This is a genomic window from Sodalis glossinidius str. 'morsitans' (genome assembly GCF_000010085.1).
Classification (GTDB): domain Bacteria; phylum Pseudomonadota; class Gammaproteobacteria; order Enterobacterales; family Enterobacteriaceae; genus Sodalis; species Sodalis glossinidius.
Genome location: NC_007712.1, coordinates 4,078,905 through 4,100,192, shown reverse-complemented (window position 1 = coordinate 4,100,192; position 21,288 = coordinate 4,078,905). Strand labels below are relative to the sequence as shown.

Sequence of the window (21,288 nt, the reverse complement as noted above, 5' to 3'; positions counted from 1 at the left end):
TGAATGAACCCACCGTCGTGTATTGTCGGCAAGGTGTATTGCAGATTCTGCAAGGTCAGATTGTTAATATATCAATTTAAGCAATGCTTTTCCTGCTTTATAGTGGTCGGCAGAGAAGAATCCTGTCCGCGGGCGAACGCCTGCGGCAAGCCCTAATACCTGATGATGGAGTTGCTACATGGCTAACTATTTCAATACCTTAAACCTTCGTCAGCAGTTGGCGCAGTTAGGTAAATGTCGTTTCATGAGCCGGGATGAATTCGTCGATGAAGCGGATTACTTGAAAGGCAAAAAAGTGGTGATCATTGGCTGTGGTGCCCAAGGCTTGAACCAAGGGCTGAATATGCGCGACTCCGGACTGGATATTGCCTATGCGCTGCGTAAAGAAGCCATTGCCGAGAAACGTCCCTCCTGGCGCAAGGCGACCGAAAACGGTTTCCGCGTCGGCACCTATGAAGAGCTGGTGCCGGAAGCAGGCCTGGTGGTCAACCTGACCCCGGACAAGCAACATTCCGCCGTGGTGCAGGCGGTACAGCCGCTGATGAAGCAAGGCGCCGCATTGGGCTATTCCCACGGCTTCAACATCGTTGAAGTGGGCGAGCAAATCCGTCACGACATCACCGTTATCATGGTGGCGCCGAAATGTCCGGGTACCGAGGTGCGTGAAGAGTACAAGCGCGGCTTCGGCGTGCCGACCCTTATCGCCGTGCATCCGGAAAACGATCCGAAGGGTGAGGGCATGACGCTGGCCAAAGCCTGGGCGGCCGCGACCGGCGGCCATCGCGCGGGGGTTCTGGAATCCTCTTTCGTCGCCGAGGTCAAGTCAGATCTGATGGGCGAGCAGACCATTCTGTGCGGCATGCTGCAGGCCGGCTCGCTGCTGTGCTTCGACAAAATGGTGGCCGATGGCGTCGACCCGGCCTATGCCGGAAAACTGATTCAATTTGGCTGGGAAACCACTACCGAAGCGCTGAAACAGGGCGGCATCACGCTGATGATGGACCGGCTGTCCAACAGCGCGAAATTGCGCGCTTATGCGTTGTCCGAGCAGCTCAAGCAATTGATGCAGCCGCTGTTTGAAAAACATATGGACGATATCATCACCGGTGCCTTCTCCAGCGGCATGATGGCCGATTGGGCCAACGGTGATGTTAAACTGCTCGGCTGGCGTGAAGAAACCGGCCGTTCGCCGTTCGAGAATGCACCGCAGTTCGACGGCAAAATCAGCGAGCAGACCTACTTCGACCACGGCGTATTGATGATCGCCATGGCAAAAGCCGGCGTGGAACTGGCGTTTGAAACCATGACCCGTTCCGGCATTATCGCCGAGTCGGCCTATTACGAATCGCTGCACGAATTGCCGCTCATCGCCAACACCGTCGCGCGCAAGCGTTTGTATGAAATGAATGTGGTCATTTCTGACACCGCCGAGTACGGCAACTATCTGTTCGCCAATGCCGCCGTGCCGTTGCTGAAAGAGGCGTTTATGGGCAACCTGCAGGTGGGCGATCTGGGTAAACCGGTGGCCGACGGTGAAATCGATAATGCGCGTCTGCGTGATGTCAATGAGGCTATCCGCCAGCATCCTATTGAAATCGTGGGCGCCGAACTGCGTGGCTATATGAAGGATATGAAACGCATCGCGGTCGCGAACTGACCGGCGGGAGGGGCATCCCGACGGGTGACGCTCCGTTCAAACTTCAGCCTCCACCGTCCGGCGGGGGGGGGGGCCGCCGTGGGGATAAACCCCGGCGCCGCTTTCTGCTACAATCCCCCTCCGTTCTCCTCCATCGTTTTTGCCCGGGATTCATTTATGCGCCTTAATCCAAGCCAACAACAAGCCGTCGAATTCGTCACCGGACCCTGTCTGGTGCTGGCCGGCGCCGGCTCGGGCAAGACGCGGGTTATCACCAATAAAATCGCCCATCTGATCCGCGGTTGCGGCTATCAGGTGCGGCATATCGCGGCGGTGACGTTTACCAATAAAGCCTCCAGGGAGATGAAGGAGCGGGTGGCGCAAACGCTCGGTCGTGCAGAGGCGCGCGGGCTGACCGTCGCCACGTTCCATACGCTCGGACTGGCTATCATCAAGCGCGAATATAAAGCGCTGGGCATGAAGGCCAAATTCTCTCTATTTGATGAGCAAGACCAACTAGCGCTGCTAAAGGATCTCTCCGAGCAGTGGCTGGAAGGGGACAAAGACCTGCTCAAGTCGCTGACTTCCGCCATTTCCAACTGGAAGAACGATTTGCTGTCGCCGGCGCAGGCGGCCGACGCCGCCCGTTCCGAACGGGATAAGCTGTTCGCCCATTGCTATGCGCTCTATGACGACCATCTCATCGCCTTCAATGTGTTGGATTTCGATGATTTGATTCTAAGGCCGACCCAGCTGTTGCAGCGCGACGAGGCGGTGCGCGAGCGCTGGCAAAACCGGCTGCGCTATTTGCTGGTGGATGAGTATCAGGATACCAATACCAGCCAGTATGAACTGGTGAAGCTGCTGGTAGGGCCGCGGGGCCGTTTCACCGTGGTGGGCGACGACGATCAATCGATCTATTCCTGGCGCGGCGCGCGGCCGCAAAATCTGGCGTTGCTGCAACAAGATTTCCCGACGCTTGCGGTTATCAAGCTGGAGCAGAATTATCGCTCCACCGAGCGCATCCTGAATGCCGCCAATATTCTTATCGCCAACAATCCACATGTCTTTGAAAAGCGTCTTTTTTCCCGGCTGGGCTATGGCGACATCCTGAAAGTCATCACCGCCAATAATGAAGACCACGAGGCTGAGCGGGTGGTGGGGGAGCTGATCGCCCACCACTTCATCAACAAGACCCGTTATCGGGATTACGCCATTTTGTATCGCGGCAATCACCAGTCGCGGCTGTTTGAAAAGATGCTGATGCAAAACCGCATTCCTTATCGCATCTCCGGCGGGACGTCGTTTTTTTCACGGCCGGAGATTAAGGACTTGCTCGCCTATCTGCGCGTGCTGACCAATCCCGATGACGATAGCGCGTTTTTACGGATAGTGAACACGCCACGCCGAGAGATAGGCGCGGCGACGCTGGCCAAATTGGGCACCTGGGCGACGCAGCGCGATAAAAGCTTGTTTACTGCCAGTTTTGATTTGGGCCTTGGGCAAACGCTTAGCGGCCGCGGCCTTGAGTCGCTGCAACAGTTTACTCACTGGCTGGATGGCGTCGCCCGTCAGGTGGAACGAGAGCCGGTGGCAGCAGTGCGTGAACTTATCCACGGCATCGACTATGAAAGCTGGTTGTATGAGAGTTCCACCAGTCCGAAAGCGGCGGAAATGCGAATGAAAAATGTTAATCAACTGTTCAGTTGGATGACCGAAATGCTTACCGGTTCCGATTTGAATGAGGCGATGACGCTGGATCAGGTGGTCACCCGATTCACTCTGCGCGATATGATGGAACGTGGCGAGAGCGAGGAGGAACTCGATCAGGTGCAGCTGATGACGTTGCATGCCTCCAAGGGGCTGGAGTTTCCTTATGTGTTCCTGGTCGGCATGGAAGAGGGGTTATTGCCGCATCAAGGCAGTATCGATGAGAACAATATCGAAGAGGAGCGCCGGCTGGCTTATGTCGGCATTACCCGCGCGCAAAAGGAATTAACCTTCACCCTGTGCCGCGAGCGGCGTCAATACGGTGAACTGGTCAAGCCAGAGCCGAGCCGCTTCCTGCTTGAATTACCTCAGGACGATGTGCAATGGGAGCAGATACGCAAACCGGTTAGCGCCGAGGAGCGCATGAGCCGCGGCCAGGGGCATTTGGCGAGCCTGCGCGCCCAACTGGCCAAGGCACGCGGCGAGGCCGACTAACTTTCCCCACGCTGAGCGGGTAAGCGGTTAGGCGGGCGGCATCCTCAGGGCACTTCCTGCGGCAGAACGGTTGACGGTGAGGGGAGAGCAGGCGGCTCAATGTCGGGGCATTTCCAGCGGCAGTCGCCGTCAATGGCAAGGTGGCATTCGCCAGCTCAGACTTGCGACGTTTCTTCCAGCAATAAGGGCCAGTGGACATAACTCTGCCATTGGCTTTCTTGCTCAAGGTATTCCGCCCGCAGCGGATGCTGGCTCAACCAGCCCTGGGGCAAGATGACATACAATGTCTCTTCCGCGGCGCGCAGCTCTACTGCGGGTAACGCGTCGTCGCGGCGGCGGCTGGCAAAGATGATCGCCAGCCGCATCAACCGGCACAAACGCTGGGCGATGCGCGGTGCCAGACAGTTTTGCTCATTGAGCTGGGTTAAGTTGATATGGTTGCTCTGATTTTGCAGCAGCGTGGCGATGAGCTTTTGCTGGGCGGGGGTAAAACCGGGAAGGTCGGTATGGCGGACGAGATAGGCGGCGTGTTGCGGAGCGCGTTTGATATCAATACTGAGACCGATTTCGTGGATCATGCTGGCGCAACGCAAGAGGGTGAAACATCGCTCGTCCAACTGCCAGGCTTCGGCCACCTGACGGGCAAATCCGTCCGCCAGCCAGGTCACCCGCTGCGCCTGCTCGGTATCCAACTGGTAGCGGCGCTGCAGATTTTCCAAGGTACGCTGGCGGATATCGCCGCCGACCGGCAGCGCCATCATCCCGTACATCATGCCCTCGCGCAGCGCGCCGCCCGCCAGGGTCATGGTCGTGATGCCAAGCTCGGCAAACACCGCCAGCAGAATCGCCAGCCCGCTCGGGAACACCAGCGCCCGCTCCAGCGTTAAACCTTCTATTTCCAGCTCTTCGAGCTTGCCGCAGTGAATGGCGCGCTGTTTGAGCTGCAACAGCTTGCTGAGCGTAATGTGCTCATCCATCCCCTGGGCGACCATAATTTCCTGTAGCGCCTGAACGGTGCCGGAGGCGCCGACGCACACTTGCCAGCCTTGTGCCAGCAGCCGGAAGGCGACCGGCCGGATTTTTTCGCGCGCCGCCTGCTCCGCCCGCTCGAAGTTTTCCCGGGTCAGGCTGCGATCGTTAAAATAGCGCTCAAGCCAGGTGACGCAGCCCATTTCCAGACTGAACAGCTCTAGCGCCTGCGCGCCGCGCCCTACAACCAGCTCGGTGCTGCCGCCGCCGATGTCCACGACCAGACGCTCATCAGAGCCGCCGGTGGTATGGGCGACGCCCTGATAGATAAGCCGTGCTTCTTCTTCGCCGGAAATGACCTGCACCGGGCAGCCTAGAATGGCACTGGCCGGGCCGAGAAACTCCGCCGCGTTGGTGGCCAGACGCAGGGTGGCGGTGGCAACCACGCGTACCTGGGTGGGGGGAATATCCTGCAAATGTTCGGCAAACAGACGCAGGCACTGCCAGCCCCGCTGCATCGCGTCGCTGGACAGCCGGTTATCGCCGTAAAGTCCGGCGGCCAGCCGCACTTTACGCTTGATACGAGCCAGCGTCTGAAGGGTGCCGGCCACCTCACGCACGACCAACATATGAAAGCTGTTGGAACCTAGGTCAATGGCGGCATAGAGAGAGGTGGCTCTTATCATCTGTGTTTCAGCCCGGACGTTTACGGTTATGGCGCGGTGCGCCGCTGCGGCGGCGGGTCAACCGTTTTGGCGCGGGCAGGTCGGTCAGCAGCGCGTCGCTGTTATATTTACTGACGGGGATCTGATGGCCAATATAGCTTTCAATTGCGGTAAGATTCAACGCATATTCTTCGCACGCCAGGCTGATGGAGCAACCGCTCTCGCCGGCGCGTCCGGTGCGGCCGATGCGGTGCACATAATCTTCGCAGTCGTCGGGTAAATCGTAGTTGAATACATGGGTCACGGAAGGAATATGCAGTCCGCGGGCGGCCACGTCCGTCGCCACCAGTATATCCAGCGCGCCCTGGGTAAACTTCTCCAAAATGCGCAGGCGCCGTTTCTGCGAAACATCGCCGGTCAGCAGTCCGACGCGATGACCGTCAGCGGCCAGATGGCCCCAGATATCTTCACAGCGGTGCTTGGTATTGGCGAAAATTATACACCGGTCGGGCCATTCTTCCTCGATCAGCGTTTGCAGAAGCCGCATTTTTTCTTCGTTGGAGGGGTAAAACAGTTCTTCTTGTATGCGGTGACCCGTTTTTTGCAGCGGTTCCACTTCGACATATTCGGCGTTATTCATATGCTCGAAGGCCAGCTCACGCACCCGATAGGAGAGCGTGGCGGAGAACAGCATATTCAGCCGTCCGGCGGCGGCGGGCATCCGGCGGAACAGCCAACGGATATCCTTGATGAAACCGAGGTCGAACATCCTGTCGGCTTCGTCCAGCACCACTACCTGTATGGCGCTCATATTGACGTAGTTTTGTTTGGTATAATCAATCAGCCTGCCGGTCGTGCCCACCAGGATATCGACCCCGGCTTCCAGCACTTTCAACTGCTTATCATAACCATCGCCGCCGTAGGCCAACCCCATTTTCAGGCCGGTCGCCTGGGCTAATGGTTCAGCATCGGAATGGATTTGCACCGCCAGCTCGCGGGTGGGCGCCATGATCAGCGCGCGTGGCTGATTGGTTTGACGTCCCTCGGCGGCAGGGTGGGTGAGTAGATGATGAAACGTGGCCGTTAAGAAGGCCAGCGTTTTGCCGGTACCGGTTTGCGCCTGGCCCGCGACGTCTTTGCCTGCAAGCGTAGTGGGCAAAGTCAGCGCTTGAATGGGTGTACAATTGTTAAAGCCTTTAGAATCAAGCACTTCAACGATTGGCGGGTACAGGGCGAAGTCGGAAAACTTCTTTTCTGTTAAGTGTGTTTTGCTCATAGTGTGGTAGAATAACAGTTAACTATTGCATTACGAAAGTGTATACAGTGAAATAAAGTCAACCTGTTGTTGGGCATTGCTGCAACGGCAGGTAACGATAATCCTGTGGAGTAAAACATGAGCGATAAAATTATTCATCTGAGTGACGATAGCTTCGAAAAGGACGTATTACAGGCCAAAGGGCTATTTCTGGTCGATTTCTGGGCAGAATGGTGTGGTCCTTGTAAAATGATTGCGCCTATTCTGGCAGAAGTCGCTGATGAATTCGACGGCAAACTGACCGTCGCTAAATTGAACATCGACGAGAATCCGGCCACTGCACCGAAGTATGGTATCCGCGGCATTCCAACCCTGTTGTTGTTCCGCGATGGTGAAGTGGTAGCCACCAAGGTTGGAGCCCTGTCTAAAGGACAGTTGAAAGAGTTCCTTAACGCAAATCTGTAAGCGGTATTGCGAATCTTCCTCTGGGCGCTGGCGTTCATAAGCATTTCTCATATTGACCGCTAGACGCCCATCAAGAACCATGCTAAGTTTATGCGCACTGCATTGTGATCTTACCTGTAGTTTGAATCTGAGCTTTACTCTTTGCCCGCACCCCGTTGCAAGAAAGCACCAAACGTGACCAACGAGGCGTTAGGCAGGCGGGATTTAAATTAATCCGTTGTTCGGCACTCTTAATCTCAGTCTTCTTGTTATTCATAATTGCATGAGTCGCTGTTCATCAGCCCAAACGGGATATACCGGGATTAAATGCCATAGACAGGCACGATTTTACGCTGCCATACCATCCACAAAATCAGTTCGAGCGAGCGAGATATACCCCGAGTTTAAGAACCCACCATTATGAACCTTACCGAATTAAAAAATACGCCGGTTTCAGAGCTAGTGACCCTCGGCGAAAATATGGGGCTGGAAAACCTGGCCCGCATGCGTAAACAAGACATCATCTTCGCCATCCTCAAGCAGCATGCCAAGAGCGGCGAGGATATCTTCGGCGATGGTGTACTGGAAATTTTGCAGGACGGATTCGGTTTTCTCCGCTCCAGCGACAGTTCCTACCTTGCCGGCCCCGATGATATCTATGTTTCTCCCAGCCAGATCCGCCGTTTCAACCTGCGTACCGGCGACACCATTTCGGGCAAGATCCGCCCGCCGAAAGAGGGCGAGCGTTACTTTGCGCTGCTGAAGGTTAACGAAGTCAACTATGACAAGCCGGAAAACGCCCGCAACAAGATTTTGTTTGAAAACCTGACGCCGCTGCACGCCAATTCGCGTTTGCGCATGGAGCGCGGTAATGGCTCTACCGAAGACCTGACCGCGCGCGTTCTGGATCTAGCCTCACCTATCGGCCGTGGCCAGCGTGGGCTTATTGTGGCGCCGCCGAAAGCTGGTAAGACCATGCTGCTGCAAAATATTGCCCAAAGCATCGCTTATAACCATCCCGACTGTGTGCTGATGGTGCTGCTGATTGACGAGCGTCCGGAAGAAGTCACCGAAATGCAGCGTCTGGTGAAAGGCGAAGTGATCGCCTCGACCTTTGATGAGCCGGCGTCCCGCCATGTTCAGGTCGCCGAAATGGTGATTGAAAAAGCCAAGCGCCTGGTCGAACATAAGAAAGACGTTATTATCCTGCTAGACTCCATTACTCGTCTGGCGCGTGCCTATAACACCGTAGTGCCTGCTTCCGGCAAGGTATTGACTGGTGGTGTGGATGCCAACGCCCTGCATCGTCCCAAGCGTTTCTTCGGCGCCGCGCGCAATATGGAAGAAGGCGGTAGCCTGACCATCATCGCCACCGCGCTTATCGACACCGGCTCGAAGATGGACGAAGTGATTTACGAAGAGTTCAAGGGAACGGGCAACATGGAATTGCACCTGTCGCGTAAAATCGCCGAGAAACGCGTCTTCCCTGCGATCGATTACAACCGCTCGGGGACCCGTAAAGAAGAATTGCTCACCACTCAGGAAGAGCTACAGAAAATGTGGATCCTGCGCAAAATTATTCATCCTATGGGTGAAATTGACGCAATGGAATTCCTGATGAACAAGTTGGCGATGACCAAAACCAACGACGAATTCTTTGACATGATGAAACGTTCGTAAGTCACAAAAACTCGGGTAGCGCCACGTGAGAACGTGGCGTTTTTCGTTTCTGATGCTAGGATAGTCACATCTTTGGTGTGCCCGGTTACATGCTTCTCAGCCTGTCCGGGCGATTTTGATCTTATCTGCACGCCTGACGGAGATTCGGGTGGAAAATAAAGAGATAACAGAAACCCTATTTCGTTGTCACAAAACTCAGTGACGGGTAAGGCATCGGAGTTAAGGCATAAACTATGGTGACGCATTGAACGGCCTGATGGATGCAGAGAGCTTTCTATTGTGAACATACTCAATATGAGTACTGATTTTGTTGCTATTTTTCTGTTTTCTTTGCTCTTTTTGTTTTTAGCGCGCAAGGTTGCCAAAAAAATAGGCCTGGTTGACAAGCCCAACTACCGCAAACGCCATCAGGGGCAGATCCCCCTGGTCGGCGGCATTTCCATTTATGCCGGCATCTGTTTCGCCTTTCTCTATACTGATCATTATATTCCCCATGTCGCGCTGTATCTTATGTGCGCGGGCGTCCTGGTAGTGACCGGCGCGCTCGACGATCGATTTGATATCAGCGTGGTAGCGCGCGCCATTATCCAGGCCTTGGTCGCGGTGGCGATGATGGTGTTCAGCGGCCGCTATATCAATAGCCTGGGCTATATCTTCGGACCGTGGGAGATGGTGCTGGGTCCTTTTGGCTATCTGGTGACGCTGTTTGCCGTCTGGGCGGCGATCAACGCCTTCAATATGGTGGACGGTATCGACGGACTGCTGGGCGGGCTCTCCTGCGTGTCCCTCGGCGCGATGGGTATCCTGCTTACGCTTGATAATAATCCCGGCCTGGCGCTGTGGTGCTTTGCAATGATTGCTGCCATTTTGCCCTATATTTTACTGAACCTGGGGGGTTTCGGCCGGCGCTATAAAGTGTTTATGGGCGATGCCGGCAGCACAATGATTGGCTTTACCATCATCTGGCTGCTGCTGCAAAGCACCCAGGGCTGGGGGCATCCGATGAATCCCGTGACCGCGCTGTGGATTATCGCCGTGCCGCTGATGGATATGATCGCCATCATGTATCGCCGGATGCGCAAAGGCATGAGCCCGTTTGCGCCGGACAGGCAGCATATCCACCATCTCATCATGCGCGCGGGTTTCAGCTCGCGCCAGGCGTTTATCATTATCACGCTTACCGCCGCGCTGTTAGCGTTTTTCGGCGTGGCGGGAGAGCGTTGGCTGCGCTGGCCGGAGTCGGTCATGCTGTTGCTGTGGATCGGAGTGTTTTTGTTGTATGGCTATGTACTGAAATGCGCCTGGCGGGTTGCCCGCTTCGTCAAGCGGACCAAGCGACGGCTCAGCCAATATAAAAAAAGCACCACCTTAAACGGAAATTCAGGGCGAAAATGACACCTGCAAGCTCACCATCTTCCGCCGGCCGGGAACAGGCTATCGACAATGAACTGGACTTGCGCGGCCTGCTGTGTTCCCTGTGGCGCGGCAAACTCACCGTTATCGCCTGTGCTGTCGTGTTTGCACTGGGCGCATTGATTTACTCCCTGGTGGTGCGCCAGGAGTGGACCGCCATCGCCATTACCGACAAACCTACGGTGAATGTGCTGGGCAGCTACTTCTCCCAGCAGCAGTTTCTGCGCAACCTGGATGTGAAAAATACCGCGCTGCCGACCACCGACACCCTTTCGATTGCCGACGAGGCCTATCAGGAGTTTTTGCGCCAGCTCGCTTCCTATGATACCCGGCGGGATTTCTGGTTCGCCAGCCCCTATTACCAGTCGCGCAAAAAGGGCGACGTTCATGCCGACGCGGTGCTGCTGGATGAATTAATAAACGCCATTCAGTTCTTGCCGCACGACGACGTGAAAAAGCTGCCGGACAGCGCGCGGCTGGTGGTGGAAACCGCGCCGGACGCCAATCAACTGTTGCGGCGCTATGTGGATTTCGCCAACCAGCGTGCGGCCAACCACCTCAATGAGGACGTTGTGGCCGCCTGGGCTGCGCGCACCGTCTCGCTCAAGGCGCAGGTAAAACGGCAGGAGGCAGTGGCTGCGGCGGTTTACCATCGCGAGCAGCTACAGCTTAATCAGGCGCTGAAACTGGCGCACGCGCAGGGCATCGATCGCAGCCGAACCAATGTCGTCGCCGACAGTTTGCCTCAATCCGAAATGTTCCTGCTGGGCCATCCGCTGTTACAGGCACGTTTGGACGCTCTGCAGGCGGCCGGACCGGCCTATGATACCGATTACGACCAAAACCGCGCGATGTTGACTACCCTCAATGTAGGGCCGGTATTGAACAAGAGCTTCAAGACCTACCGTTATTTAAGGACCCCTGAAGAGCCGGTAAAACGCGATAAGCCACGCCGCCTGTTCCTGCTTATTCTGTGGGGCGCTGTGGGTACGTTGATCGGTGCGGGAGTCGCGCTGGCGCGCCGTCGTTAATGCCGCCGACAGGCATTAAACTGTCGGAATAGACCGCTGCCATTAGCCGCGCGGCCCACCGAATTCTAAGCCGTAGCCGGCTTTGCTCAGAATGAAGGGAACTGTTGTGAAAGTGTTGATCGTCTTTGGCACACGGCCGGAAGCCATCAAGATGGCGCCGCTGGTTCTGGCTTTGGCCAATGATCTGGCCTTTGAAACCCGCGTCTGCGTGACGGCCCAGCATCGTGAGATGCTGGATCAGGTATTGCGCCTGTTCGCGATCGTGCCTGATTACGATCTGGATATCATGCGCCCGGCACAGGGCTTGAGTGAGATAACCAGCCGTATCCTGACCGGCATGCAGCCGGTATTGGAAGATTTCCGCCCGGATGTCGTGCTGGTGCATGGCGATACCACCACGACCTTGGCCGCCAGCCTGGCGGCGTTTTACCAGCATATTCCCGTGGGACATGTAGAAGCGGGCTTGCGCACCGGCGATCTGCTTTCCCCGTGGCCGGAAGAGGCGAATCGCAAATTGACCGGCCACCTGGCCCGCTGGCATTTTGCGCCCACCGAAAATGCGCGCGCCAATTTGCTGGCGGAGGGACTGCCGGCGGCACGAATTGCTGTGACCGGCAATACGGTTATCGATGCGCTGTTCTGGGTGCGTGATCGTGTCATGAGCGACGCGGCACTGCGCGCCAGTCTGGAGCGGCGTTACGCATTTCTCGATGGCGTGCAGAAGATGATTTTGGTTACCGGCCACCGCCGAGAGAGTTTTGGTGACGGCTTCAAGCGCATTTGCGCCGCCTTGGCGCGCATTGCGCTCGATCATCCCGACGTGCAGGTGGTCTACCCGGTGCACCTCAATCCTAACGTCAGCGAACCGGTTAACCGTATGCTTAGCGGTATCGCCAATATAAAATTAATTGATCCGCAGGACTATTTGCCGTTCGTGTATTTAATGGATCGCGCCACGATTATTCTGACCGATTCCGGCGGGATCCAGGAAGAGGCGCCTTCTCTGGGAAGGCCGGTTCTGGTGATGCGTGATGCCACCGAGCGACCGGAGGCGGTGGCGGCCGGCACCGTACGGCTGGTAGGGACGGACGAGCAGGCGATTCACCAGGCGGTATCGCAACTGCTGAATGATTCCCAGGCGTATCAACGGATGAGTCGGGCACATAACCCCTACGGCGACGGCCACGCCTGTGAGCGGATTATCACGGTATTAAAAAAAGATAGCAGGTGAATCCATGAGTTTTGACACAATTTCCGTAATTGGACTGGGGTACATCGGTCTGCCCACCGCCGCGGCGTTTGCCTCGCGCCGCAAGCGGGTAATAGGGGTAGACACCAATCAGCACGCGGTGGATACCATTAACCGCGGCGCGATTCATATCATTGAACCCGATTTGGACCGGGTCGTAACCGAAGCCGTGCACGAGGGGCTGCTGCGGGCGGTAAGCCAGCCGCAGCCGGCGGACGCGTTCCTTATTGCCGTACCAACCCCTTTTAAAGGCGCTCATCAACCCGATCTCAGCTATGTGCAGGCGGCGGCGTTAGCGTTAGCGCCGGTGTTAACGCCGGGCTGTCTGGTGATCCTCGAATCCACCTCTCCGGTGGGGACAACCGAACAGATGGCCGACTGGCTGGCCGGTGCACGTCCCGATCTGACCTTCCCACACCAGGTGGGCGAAGCGGCGGATATCAATATCGCCTATTGCCCGGAGCGCGTGCTGCCCGGTAAGGTAATGGTGGAACTGATTAAAAATGACCGGGTGATCGGCGGTATGACGCCGCGCTGTTCGGCACGCGCCGCCGAGCTGTATCGCATTTTCCTGGAAGGGGAGTGCGTCGTAACACATGTCCGTACCGCCGAAATGTGTAAATTGACCGAAAACAGCTTCCGCGATGTCAATATTGCCTTCGCTAATGAACTGTCGGTGCTCTGTGCGGAACAGCAGATTAATGTCTGGGAACTGATAGCGCTGGCCAATCGCCATCCGCGGGTCAATATTCTGCAGCCGGGGCCAGGCGTCGGCGGCCATTGTATCGCGGTGGATCCCTGGTTCATTGTGGCGCAGAACCCGGCGCAGGCGCGGCTTATCCGCACCGCCCGCCAGGTCAACGATGATAAGCCCGACTGGGTGGTGGAAAAAGTAAAGGCGGCGGTGGTGGATTGCCTCAACGACAGCGGGCGCGGCAGTAGCGATGTGACCATCGCCTGCTTCGGGCTGGCGTTCAAGCCCGATATTGACGATTTGCGCGAAAGCCCCGCGCTGCACGTGACGCAGCTGATTGCCCGTTGGCATCGCGGCCAGACGCTGGCGGTGGAGCCGAATGTCCATGCACTGCCGGCATCGCTGGACGGGCTGGTCACGCTGGTTGACCGCGATCAGGCGCTGGCGACCGCCGATGTGCTGGTGATGCTGGTGGATCATCAACAGTTTCGCGCCATGGCGCCTGGTGCAATTCACCAGCGCTGGGTGGTGGATACCCGGGGAGTCTGGCGATGAGATGCCTGCTGATTACCGGCGGCGCGGGGTTTATCGGCTCGGCGCTGGTGCGCTATATCCTTGGCGCTACCGACTATCGGGTGCTGGTCGTCGACAAGTTGACCTATGCCGGCAATCTGGACTCGCTCGCGCCGGTGGCAGGGCATCCCCATTATCGCTTCGCCCGCGCCGATATCGGCGATGGCCCGGCGATGGCGCGGCTGCTCGCGGAGTTTCAGCCTTACGCCATCATGCATCTGGCGGCGGAAAGCCATGTCGATCGCTCCATTGACGGTCCGGCGGCGTTTATCGATACCAATATCACCGGGACCTCGATCCTTCTGGAAGCGGCGCGCGAATATTGGCAGGCTTTACCCCCCGCTGCCCGCGCCGCTTTTCGCTTTCATCATGTCTCCACCGATGAAGTATACGGCGATTTGCCCGATGACGGCAGCCGGTTTAACGAAAGCTCGCCCTATGCGCCCAGCAGCCCGTACTCCGCCTCGAAAGCCGCCAGCGATCATTTGGCGCGCGCCTGGATGCGCACTTACGGTCTGCCGGTGCTGGTAACCCATTGCTCCAATAATTATGGACCCTATCATTTTCCGGAAAAGCTGATTCCGCTGATGATTATCAACGCGCTGGCGGGCAAGCCGTTACCGGTTTACGGCGACGGCGGCCAGATTCGTGACTGGCTGTATGTGGAAGATCATGCCCGCGCGCTCTATCAGGTGGTGACCCGCGGCCGTCCCGGTGAAACCTATACCATCGGCGGCCATAACGAGCGGCGCAATATTGAGGTGGTCGAGGCGCTGTGCGCGCTATTGGAGCAGGCTGGTGCGCCTCATCCTGCCGGCGTCACGGCGTTCAGGCAACTCATTACGCTTGTAGAAGATCGGCCGGGGCATGACCGGCGCTATGCGATTGACGCCGGCAAAATTGCCCGGGAATTAGGCTGGCGGCCGCAGGAAACGTTTGACAGCGGCCTGGCGAAAACCGTGCAGTGGTATTTGACCCATCGTGAGTGGTGGCAGCGCGTTCTGGACGGCAGCTATCGCGGCGAACGTCTCGGTCTCGGGCCAGGCTTGTAAGGCGAGGAGTGCAGATGAAAGGTATTGTCTTGGCGGGCGGCAGCGGCAGTCGCCTCTATCCGATTACCCGCGGTATTTCCAAACAGCTGTTGCCCGTGTACGACAAGCCGATGATTTATTATCCGCTATCTGTACTGATGCTGGCGGGGATCCGCGACATTCTGATTATCACCACACCAGAAGAGATGCCATTATTCAAGCGGTTGCTCGGCGCGGGCGAGGCGTTTGGCGTTCGTCTGACTTATGCCGCCCAGCCGAGTCCCGACGGCATAGCGCAGGCGTTCCTGATTGGCGAAAGCTTTATCGGCGGTGACCGTTGCTGCCTGGTGCTCGGCGATAATATCTATTTCGGTCAGGGGTTCAGTCCCAAGCTGCGGCAGGTGGCGTCACGCGAGCAGGGCGCGACGCTATTCGCCTATCAGGTGATGGATCCTGAGCGTTTCGGCGTGGTGGCGTTCGACGACGATTTTCGCGCCGTCGCGCTTGAGGAAAAACCGGCCCATCCACGCTCACGCTGGGCGGTGACCGGGCTTTATTTCTATGATCGTCAGGTGGTGGATTTCGCCAGGCGGGTCACGCCTTCGGCGCGCGGAGAACTGGAGATTACGTCGATAAACCAGATGTATCTGGAGCAGCGCGGGCTGCACGTCGAGCTGCTGGGGCGGGGTTTTGCCTGGCTGGATACCGGCACTCATGACAGCCTGATTGAAGCCAGTACCTTTGTGCAGACCGTTGAGAAGCGCCAGGGGTTTAAAATCGCCTGTCTGGAGGAAATCGGTTGGCGCAACGGTTGGCTCGATGATGACGGCGCGCGGCGCGCGGCGCAGGCACTGGCGAAAACCGGTTATGGACAATATCTGTTGGATCTGCTCAATGTCCGTCCACGCCAATACTGATCTCCTGACCTGGGAGAGCGACTTTTTTGGCCGCCGTCTGGGCCGTGTCGCATTTGATGATGCCGCGCCCTGTCTGACGTCCGGGGGACTTACGGCGTTTGCGTTGGTGCAGGCGAAAGTGGCGGCGCAGGCAACGGCGCAAATGGATGCGCTCAGCGCCCTAGGCTTTCGGCCGGTAGAAGGTGAAATAGACTGCTGCTATACCTTGCCAGCCAGCTCCGGCGGTGCGCCCGTCGCGGCGTTGCCGGCGGCGGAAATGCGCGTGGCGGAGGCCTCCGATATTCCCGCGCTGCGCGCGTTGGCGGCGCAGACGCTGACGCTGAGCCGCTTTCGGCCGCCGTGGTTTAGCGATGAGGAGCGCCAGCGTTTTTATGCCCAGTGGGTGGAAAACGCCGTGCGCGGCAGTTTTGATCATCTCTGCCTGGTGGCGGACGGGCCCACCGGCCTGGAAGGGCTGGTGACGCTCAGGGATATCGGCGAACAAACGGCGCGTATCGGCCTGTTGGCGGTGTCTTACGCCGCCCGCGGTCGCGGTACCGGCAAATTGCTGTGCCGCGCGGCGTTGGGCTGGTGTCGCAGTCGCGGCTTCAGTCAACTGCGGGTGGCGACGCAAACCGCCAATCTGCCGGCGCTGCGGCTTTATCTGGCAAGCGGCGCGCAGATTGTGCATGCCGCGCATTGGTTATACCGAGGACCTCATGATTCCATTTAACGCGCCACCTGTGGTCGGTACCGAACTGGGCTTTATGCAGGCCGCCATGGGCAGCGGCAAGTTGTGCGGCGACGGCGGATTTACCCAGCGCTGCCAGCAATGGCTGCAGCAGCGCTTCGGCAGCGCGAAGGTGTTGCTTACGCCTTCTTGCACCGCCTCGCTGGAGATGGCGGCCATCCTGCTGGATATTCGTCCCGGCGATGAAGTCATTATGCCGAGCTACACTTTCGTTTCCACCGCTAACGCCTTTGTACTGCGCGGTGCGACCATTGTGTTCGTCGATATCCGCCCGGACACCCTGAATATCGATGAAACGCTGATAGAGGCGGCGATTACGCTAAAAACCCGCGCCATTGTGCCGGTCCACTATGCCGGTGTAGCCTGCGAAATGGATACTATAATGGCCATCGCCGAGCGGCATCGTTTGTGGGTCGTGGAGGATGCCGCCCAGGGGGTCATGGCGACCTATAAGGGGCGCGCCCTGGGCACTATCGGCCATATCGGCTGCTTTAGTTTCCACGAAACCAAAAACTATACCGCCGGTGGTGAAGGCGGCGCGACACTTATCAATGACGCGACTCTGGTCGAGCGGGCGGAGATCATTCGCGAAAAAGGCACCAACCGCAGCCAGTTTTTCCTCGGGCAGGTGGATAAATATACCTGGCTCGATATTGGTTCCAGTTACTTGATGGCCGATTTGCAAGCCGCCTACTTATGGGCACAGCTGGAGGCGGCGGACACCATCAATCTACGCCGCCTGGCGCTGTGGCATCGCTACGCTTCCGCGCTGGAACCTCTGGGCGGCCTGATGTTGCCGTCCGTTCCGGCGACTTGTCAGCACAATGCGCATATGTTTTACGTCAAATTGCGCGATATCGATGACCGCGACGCCTTCATCCGCCATATGAAAGCGGCGGACATCTTGACCGTGTTTCATTATATCCCGCTACACGACAGTCCGGCGGGCCGCCGCTTTGGCCGGTTCCACGGCAGCGATCGCTACACGGGTAGCGAAAGCCGACGCCTGGTGCGTCTACCGCTGTTTTATAATCTGAGCGACGACGATCAGCAACGCGTCATCGACGCGATACACGGCTACTACCGCTGATATGCCGCTGGTGAACGCCTCGGTCTGGACTGCACTGTCCACGCTGATTAAAATCGGCGCCGGCCTGCTGGTAGTAAAAGTGTTAGCGGTGGCCTTTGGCCCCGACGGCGTGGGGCAGGTGGGGAATTACCGCCAGTTGGTCACGGTGCTGGGCGTGTTGTCCGGCGCCGGCATCTTCAACGGTATGACCAAATTGGTGGCGGAGCACCAGCATCAGCCGGAGCAGCTGCGCGCGGCGTTGGGCACCGGTTCGGCGATGGTCCTCGGCTCCTCGCTGCTGCTGGCGGCCGTGTTCATCTTTGCCGCTGATCCGGTCAGCCGCGCACTGTTCGGCCACGAGCGATATCGGGGCGCCATTGTTGCGTTGGCGGTGATCCAGCTTGGCATCGCCTGCGCCAATCTGGGGCTGGCTATCTTGAAAGGATACCGCGACGCCGCCGGCAATGCCCTTGCCGTCAGCGCCGGCAGTCTGCTCGGCGTCGCGGCCTTCTTCGCCTGCTATCGCCTGGGTGGTTATGCGGGGGCGTTGGCCGGATTGGCGCTGCTGCCGGCGATGGCGCTGTTGCCGGTAGTGTTCATGTTGTGGTACCGGCGTCGACTGCCGCTGTCATTCTTGTTGCCCGCCTGGGACAGCGGCTATGCCGCCTTGTTGAGCAAGTTCACCGTTATGGCGCTCATTACCGCGGTCACGCTGCCGGTGGCCTATGTGATGATGCGGAATTTACTGGCGCGCAGCGAGGGGTGGGCGGCGGTGGGGATCTGGCAGGGCGTCAGCAGTATCTCGGACGCCTATTTGCAGTTTATCACCGCCTCGTTTACCGTTTATTTATTGCCCACGCTTTCGCGATTAACCGATAAACGGGCGGTGGCACGGGAAATCGCGTGCGCGCTGCGGTTTGTCTTGCCGGCGGTGGCGGCGGTCAGTCTGGCGCTTTGGCGGCTGCGCGATGTGGCGATACGGATTTTGTTTTCCGCCGAATTCAGCGCGATGAGCGGCTTATTTGCCTGGCAACTGGTGGGGGATGTTCTTAAAGTGGGCGCCTATGTTTTTGGCTATCTGGTGGTGGCCCGGGCGGCGCTGCGAGTCTATTTATTGGCTGAAATCACCCAGTTTGTCCTGCTGACCGGGTTTTCCCACTGGCTTATTCCGCGTCACGGCGCGCTGGGCGCGACCCAGGCCTATATGGCCACCTATATCGTCTATTTCGCGCTGTGCGGCGGTTTGTTCTTACTCTATCTTAGGAAAAAATGAGTAATTTGATCCATGTGCTGGGTTCCGATATCCCGCATCATAATGTGACGGTGTTGCGTTTCTTTAACGATACGCTGGCGGCAATTTGCCCGCCGGCGCAGACCCGGCGTTTTATGGTGGTTGCCCGGGACAACGCGCCTTTTTCCCATTGCGGCCAGCTGGATATTGAACGGTTCGACAGCAAACGGGCATTGACCAAAGCGCTGATCCGCGGCGCCGCCGCGGCGCCGGACGAACGCTATTTTCTGCACGGCCAATTCAATCCCTCGCTCTGGCTGGCGATGCTGACGGGCAAAATACGCCCGGCGCGCCTGAGTTGGCACGTATGGGGCGCGGATCTGTATGAAGATTCACGCCGTCTGCGCCACCGGTGGTTCTATCTGCTGCGCCGCCGTGCTCAGGGACGGGTTGGCCATGTGCTCGCGACCCGGGGCGACCTGGCCTGTTACCGCCAGCGTCATCCGTCGGTACCGGCTTCGCTGCTCTATTTTCCCACCCGTCTGGCCACGGATATCGCGCGGGCGACGCCTGATAAGGCAGACAATCGGCCGCTGACGCTGCTGGTGGGGAATTCCGGTGATGCGTCTAACCGCCACAGTCAGGCACTGCGCGCCATTCATCATCACTTTGGTACCGGAGTAAGCATAATTGTGCCGATGGGCTATCCCGCCGGCAACGATGCCTATATTGCCACGGTGCGGGCGCAGGCAGAGCGCTGCTTCCCGGCTGGGCAGGTACAGATTCTCACCGAACAGTTGGCCTTTGACGATTATCTCGCGCTACTGCGGCAGTGCGATGCCGGCTATTTTCTGTTTCCACGCCAGCAGGGTATCGGCACGCTGAGCCTGTTGATCCAGCTTGGCCTGCCTTTCGTGCTCAGCCGGCACAATCCGTTCTGCCAGGATCTTCAGGCGCAGCAGGTGCCGGTGCTGTATGAGGATGACGCGCTCGACGCCGCCATGATCCGCGAGGCGCAGCGGCGCATGCTAGCGCTGGATCCGGCGCGCATCGACTTTTTTTACCCCAATATCCTGCAAGGCTGGCGCCAGGCGCTCTCCATCGCCGCGGGAGTACCGCTATGACCCTTGCGCAGTTCGGCGGCCTGCTGGTGGTCTATATATTATCGCTCACGTTGGTGGCGGCGCTGACCTACCGGGAGTTTCGGTGGGTCAGGTTTAATTTCAATGTCTTTTTCTCCTTGTTATACCTGTTGACGTTTTATCTCGGCTTCCCTTTTACCTGCCTGCTGGTGTTTCGCTACGGCGTTGAGGTGGTCCCGGTGGACAACCTGCTTGAGGCATTATTGGCGGCGACCTCCTTCTACGGCATCTATTATGTCAGCTACAAAACCCGTCTTTTCGCTCGTCCACGCGGCCCTCGGCCGCCCTGGTTCAGCATCAGCCGCACCGAAATTCATTTGCTTTGGCTGCTGCTTGCACTCATTGCCTTAGCAACGGTTTTAATCTTCTTCATGCAGAACGGTTTCCTGCTGTTCCGGCTGCGCGCCTACAGCCAGATCTTCTCAAGCGATGTCTCCGGCGTTGCGTTAAAGCGCTTCTTTTATTTTTTCATCCCCGCCATGCTGCTGATTTACTTCCTGCAGCCGACCCGGCGCCGCTGGATAATATTCCTCATCACCACGGTCGCCTTCGGTATTTTCACCTATCTCGTGGTGGGCGGCACCCGCGCCAATATCATCATTGCCTTCGCATTGTTTTTGTTTATCGGTATTCAACGCGGCTGGATCACGTTGTGGATGCTGGCGGGCGCTGGCGTTGTGGCGATCGGGGGCATGTTCTGGCTGGCGCTGAAACGCTATGGTCTGAATGTCAGCAGCGATGAGGCGTTTTATACTTTTCTCTATTTAACGCGTGATACCTTCTCGCCCTGGGAAAATCTGGCGCTGCTGCTGCAAAACTATGGCCATATTGATTTTCAGGGGTTGGCGCCCATCGTGCGTGATTTTTACGTCTTTATTCCCGGCTGGCTGTGGCCTGACAGGCCATCATTGGTGCTCAATACGGCGAATTACTTTACCTGGGAAGTGCTGGTCAACCATTCAGGATTGGCGATATCACCCACGCTAATCGGCTCGCTCGTGGTGATGGGCGGGGTAGGTTTTATCCCGCTGGGCGCTGTCGTGGTCGGGCTTGTTATTAAGGGGTTCGATACGCTCTATGAACGCGGCAAGGCGGCGGGGGATCGCTACCGCGCTTCGTTGCTGCAATCATTTTGCTTTGGTGCGGTATTCAATATGATTGTATTGGCGCGTGAAGGCGTGGATGCGTTTGTTTCACGGGTGGTGTTTTTCTGTCTGATATTCGGGCTATGTCTGCTCGTGGCCAAACTTTTGTTCCTGCTGTTCCGACATGCGGGATTCATTCGGCCGCGCACCGCCGGATTAAACGACTACAACGCTATGCCGTAACCGATTACACCCCATGGGAAAAAGAG

General features: G+C 57.7%; 17 protein-coding genes. 15 read left to right on the top strand and 2 right to left on the bottom strand.

Features of this window, described 5'->3' with window-relative positions:
- Positions 1 to 178: 178 nt before the first annotated feature.
- The gene (ilvC, locus tag SGP1_RS21710) at positions 179 to 1,657 is read left to right on the top strand and encodes a ketol-acid reductoisomerase (RefSeq protein ID WP_011412197.1); all 1,479 of its coding nucleotides are present in this window, start codon (positions 179 to 181) and stop codon (positions 1,655 to 1,657) included.
- A gap of 156 nt (positions 1,658 to 1,813) precedes the next feature.
- On the top strand, positions 1,814 to 3,841 hold the full coding sequence (gene rep / locus SGP1_RS21705) for a DNA helicase Rep (RefSeq protein WP_011412196.1): 2,028 nt from the start codon (positions 1,814 to 1,816) through the stop codon (positions 3,839 to 3,841).
- A gap of 155 nt (positions 3,842 to 3,996) precedes the next feature.
- Here the strand turns inward: rep and gppA are convergent, their stop codons facing one another.
- Both gppA and rhlB read right to left on the bottom strand, forming a co-directional pair.
- Complete coding sequence (gene gppA, locus SGP1_RS21700) at positions 3,997 to 5,496, bottom strand: guanosine-5'-triphosphate,3'-diphosphate diphosphatase (protein ID WP_011412195.1); 1,500 nt, start codon at positions 5,494 to 5,496, stop codon at positions 3,997 to 3,999.
- A gap of 7 nt (positions 5,497 to 5,503) precedes the next feature.
- Entirely contained in the window at positions 5,504 to 6,751 is a 1,248-nt protein-coding gene (gene rhlB / locus SGP1_RS21695; RefSeq protein WP_011412194.1) for an ATP-dependent RNA helicase RhlB, read from the bottom strand.
- A 117-nt stretch (positions 6,752 to 6,868) separates the two neighbouring features.
- Here rhlB and trxA point away from each other — a divergent pair, with 117 nt between their 5' ends.
- The 13 genes from trxA (at position 6,869) to wzyE (ending at position 21,262) form a co-directional block, all read left to right on the top strand.
- Complete coding sequence (gene trxA, locus SGP1_RS21690; protein WP_011412193.1) at positions 6,869 to 7,195, top strand: thioredoxin TrxA; 327 nt, start codon at positions 6,869 to 6,871, stop codon at positions 7,193 to 7,195.
- Between the two features lie 399 nt (positions 7,196 to 7,594).
- Positions 7,595 to 8,854, top strand: a complete 1,260-nt coding sequence (gene rho, locus SGP1_RS21685) for a transcription termination factor Rho (protein WP_011412192.1) — start codon at positions 7,595 to 7,597, stop codon at positions 8,852 to 8,854.
- Positions 8,855 to 9,133: 279 nt separating this feature from the next.
- Positions 9,134 to 10,249, top strand: a complete 1,116-nt coding sequence (gene wecA, locus SGP1_RS21680; protein WP_011412191.1) for a UDP-N-acetylglucosamine--undecaprenyl-phosphate N-acetylglucosaminephosphotransferase — start codon at positions 9,134 to 9,136, stop codon at positions 10,247 to 10,249.
- The gene (wzzE, locus tag SGP1_RS21675) at positions 10,246 to 11,298 is read left to right on the top strand and encodes an ECA polysaccharide chain length modulation protein (RefSeq protein WP_011412190.1); all 1,053 of its coding nucleotides are present in this window, start codon (positions 10,246 to 10,248) and stop codon (positions 11,296 to 11,298) included. The genes wecA and wzzE overlap by 4 nt, the downstream gene beginning before the upstream one ends.
- 106 nt (positions 11,299 to 11,404) lie before the next feature.
- Positions 11,405 to 12,529, top strand: a complete 1,125-nt coding sequence (gene wecB / locus SGP1_RS21670) for a non-hydrolyzing UDP-N-acetylglucosamine 2-epimerase (RefSeq protein WP_011412189.1) — start codon at positions 11,405 to 11,407, stop codon at positions 12,527 to 12,529.
- Positions 12,530 to 12,533: 4 nt separating this feature from the next.
- The gene (wecC, locus tag SGP1_RS21665) at positions 12,534 to 13,796 is read left to right on the top strand and encodes a UDP-N-acetyl-D-mannosamine dehydrogenase (protein ID WP_011412188.1); all 1,263 of its coding nucleotides are present in this window, start codon (positions 12,534 to 12,536) and stop codon (positions 13,794 to 13,796) included.
- Entirely contained in the window at positions 13,793 to 14,866 is a 1,074-nt protein-coding gene (gene rfbB, locus SGP1_RS21660; RefSeq protein ID WP_011412187.1) for a dTDP-glucose 4,6-dehydratase, read from the top strand. The genes wecC and rfbB overlap by 4 nt, the downstream gene beginning before the upstream one ends.
- 14 nt (positions 14,867 to 14,880) lie before the next feature.
- On the top strand, positions 14,881 to 15,762 hold the full coding sequence (gene rfbA / locus SGP1_RS21655) for a glucose-1-phosphate thymidylyltransferase RfbA (RefSeq protein WP_011412186.1): 882 nt from the start codon (positions 14,881 to 14,883) through the stop codon (positions 15,760 to 15,762).
- A complete protein-coding gene (rffC, locus tag SGP1_RS21650; protein ID WP_041867293.1) occupies positions 15,740 to 16,474 on the top strand; it encodes a dTDP-4-amino-4,6-dideoxy-D-galactose acyltransferase in 735 nt (244 codons plus the stop codon). The genes rfbA and rffC overlap by 23 nt, the downstream gene beginning before the upstream one ends.
- Positions 16,461 to 17,582, top strand: coding sequence for a dTDP-4-amino-4,6-dideoxygalactose transaminase (gene rffA / locus SGP1_RS21645; RefSeq protein ID WP_011412184.1), 1,122 nt, complete (start codon positions 16,461 to 16,463; stop codon positions 17,580 to 17,582). The genes rffC and rffA overlap by 14 nt, the downstream gene beginning before the upstream one ends.
- 1 nt (position 17,583) lies before the next feature.
- Complete coding sequence (gene wzxE / locus SGP1_RS21640; protein WP_011412183.1) at positions 17,584 to 18,834, top strand: lipid III flippase WzxE; 1,251 nt, start codon at positions 17,584 to 17,586, stop codon at positions 18,832 to 18,834.
- Positions 18,831 to 19,916 (top strand): TDP-N-acetylfucosamine:lipid II N-acetylfucosaminyltransferase, encoded by a 1,086-nt coding sequence (locus tag SGP1_RS21635; RefSeq protein ID WP_011412182.1) that lies wholly within the window; start codon positions 18,831 to 18,833, stop codon positions 19,914 to 19,916. Before wzxE ends, SGP1_RS21635 begins: the two co-directional genes overlap by 4 nt.
- Positions 19,913 to 21,262, top strand: a complete 1,350-nt coding sequence (gene wzyE / locus SGP1_RS21630) for an ECA oligosaccharide polymerase (RefSeq protein WP_011412181.1) — start codon at positions 19,913 to 19,915, stop codon at positions 21,260 to 21,262. Before SGP1_RS21635 ends, wzyE begins: the two co-directional genes overlap by 4 nt.
- The last annotated feature ends 26 nt before the right edge of the window (positions 21,263 to 21,288 follow it).

Excerpts from the sequence above, each read along its gene's own strand:
- ilvC (WP_011412197.1), top strand. The coding sequence starts at position 179 with ATGGCTAACTATTTCAATACCTTAAACCTTCGTCAGCAGTTGGCGCAG.
- rep (WP_011412196.1), top strand. The coding sequence starts at position 1,814 with ATGCGCCTTAATCCAAGCCAACAACAAGCCGTCGAATTCGTCACCGGA.
- gppA (WP_011412195.1), bottom strand. The coding sequence starts at position 5,496 with ATGATAAGAGCCACCTCTCTCTATGCCGCCATTGACCTAGGTTCCAAC.
- rhlB (WP_011412194.1), bottom strand. The coding sequence starts at position 6,751 with ATGAGCAAAACACACTTAACAGAAAAGAAGTTTTCCGACTTCGCCCTG.
- trxA (WP_011412193.1), top strand. The coding sequence starts at position 6,869 with ATGAGCGATAAAATTATTCATCTGAGTGACGATAGCTTCGAAAAGGAC.
- rho (WP_011412192.1), top strand. The coding sequence starts at position 7,595 with ATGAACCTTACCGAATTAAAAAATACGCCGGTTTCAGAGCTAGTGACC.
- wzzE (WP_011412190.1), top strand. The coding sequence starts at position 10,246 with ATGACACCTGCAAGCTCACCATCTTCCGCCGGCCGGGAACAGGCTATC.
- wecC (WP_011412188.1), top strand. The coding sequence starts at position 12,534 with ATGAGTTTTGACACAATTTCCGTAATTGGACTGGGGTACATCGGTCTG.
- rfbB (WP_011412187.1), top strand. The coding sequence starts at position 13,793 with ATGAGATGCCTGCTGATTACCGGCGGCGCGGGGTTTATCGGCTCGGCG.
- rfbA (WP_011412186.1), top strand. The coding sequence starts at position 14,881 with ATGAAAGGTATTGTCTTGGCGGGCGGCAGCGGCAGTCGCCTCTATCCG.
- rffC (WP_041867293.1), top strand. The coding sequence starts at position 15,740 with ATGTCCGTCCACGCCAATACTGATCTCCTGACCTGGGAGAGCGACTTT.
- rffA (WP_011412184.1), top strand. The coding sequence starts at position 16,461 with ATGATTCCATTTAACGCGCCACCTGTGGTCGGTACCGAACTGGGCTTT.
- wzxE (WP_011412183.1), top strand. The coding sequence starts at position 17,584 with ATGCCGCTGGTGAACGCCTCGGTCTGGACTGCACTGTCCACGCTGATT.
- SGP1_RS21635 (WP_011412182.1), top strand. The coding sequence starts at position 18,831 with ATGAGTAATTTGATCCATGTGCTGGGTTCCGATATCCCGCATCATAAT.
- wzyE (WP_011412181.1), top strand. The coding sequence starts at position 19,913 with ATGACCCTTGCGCAGTTCGGCGGCCTGCTGGTGGTCTATATATTATCG.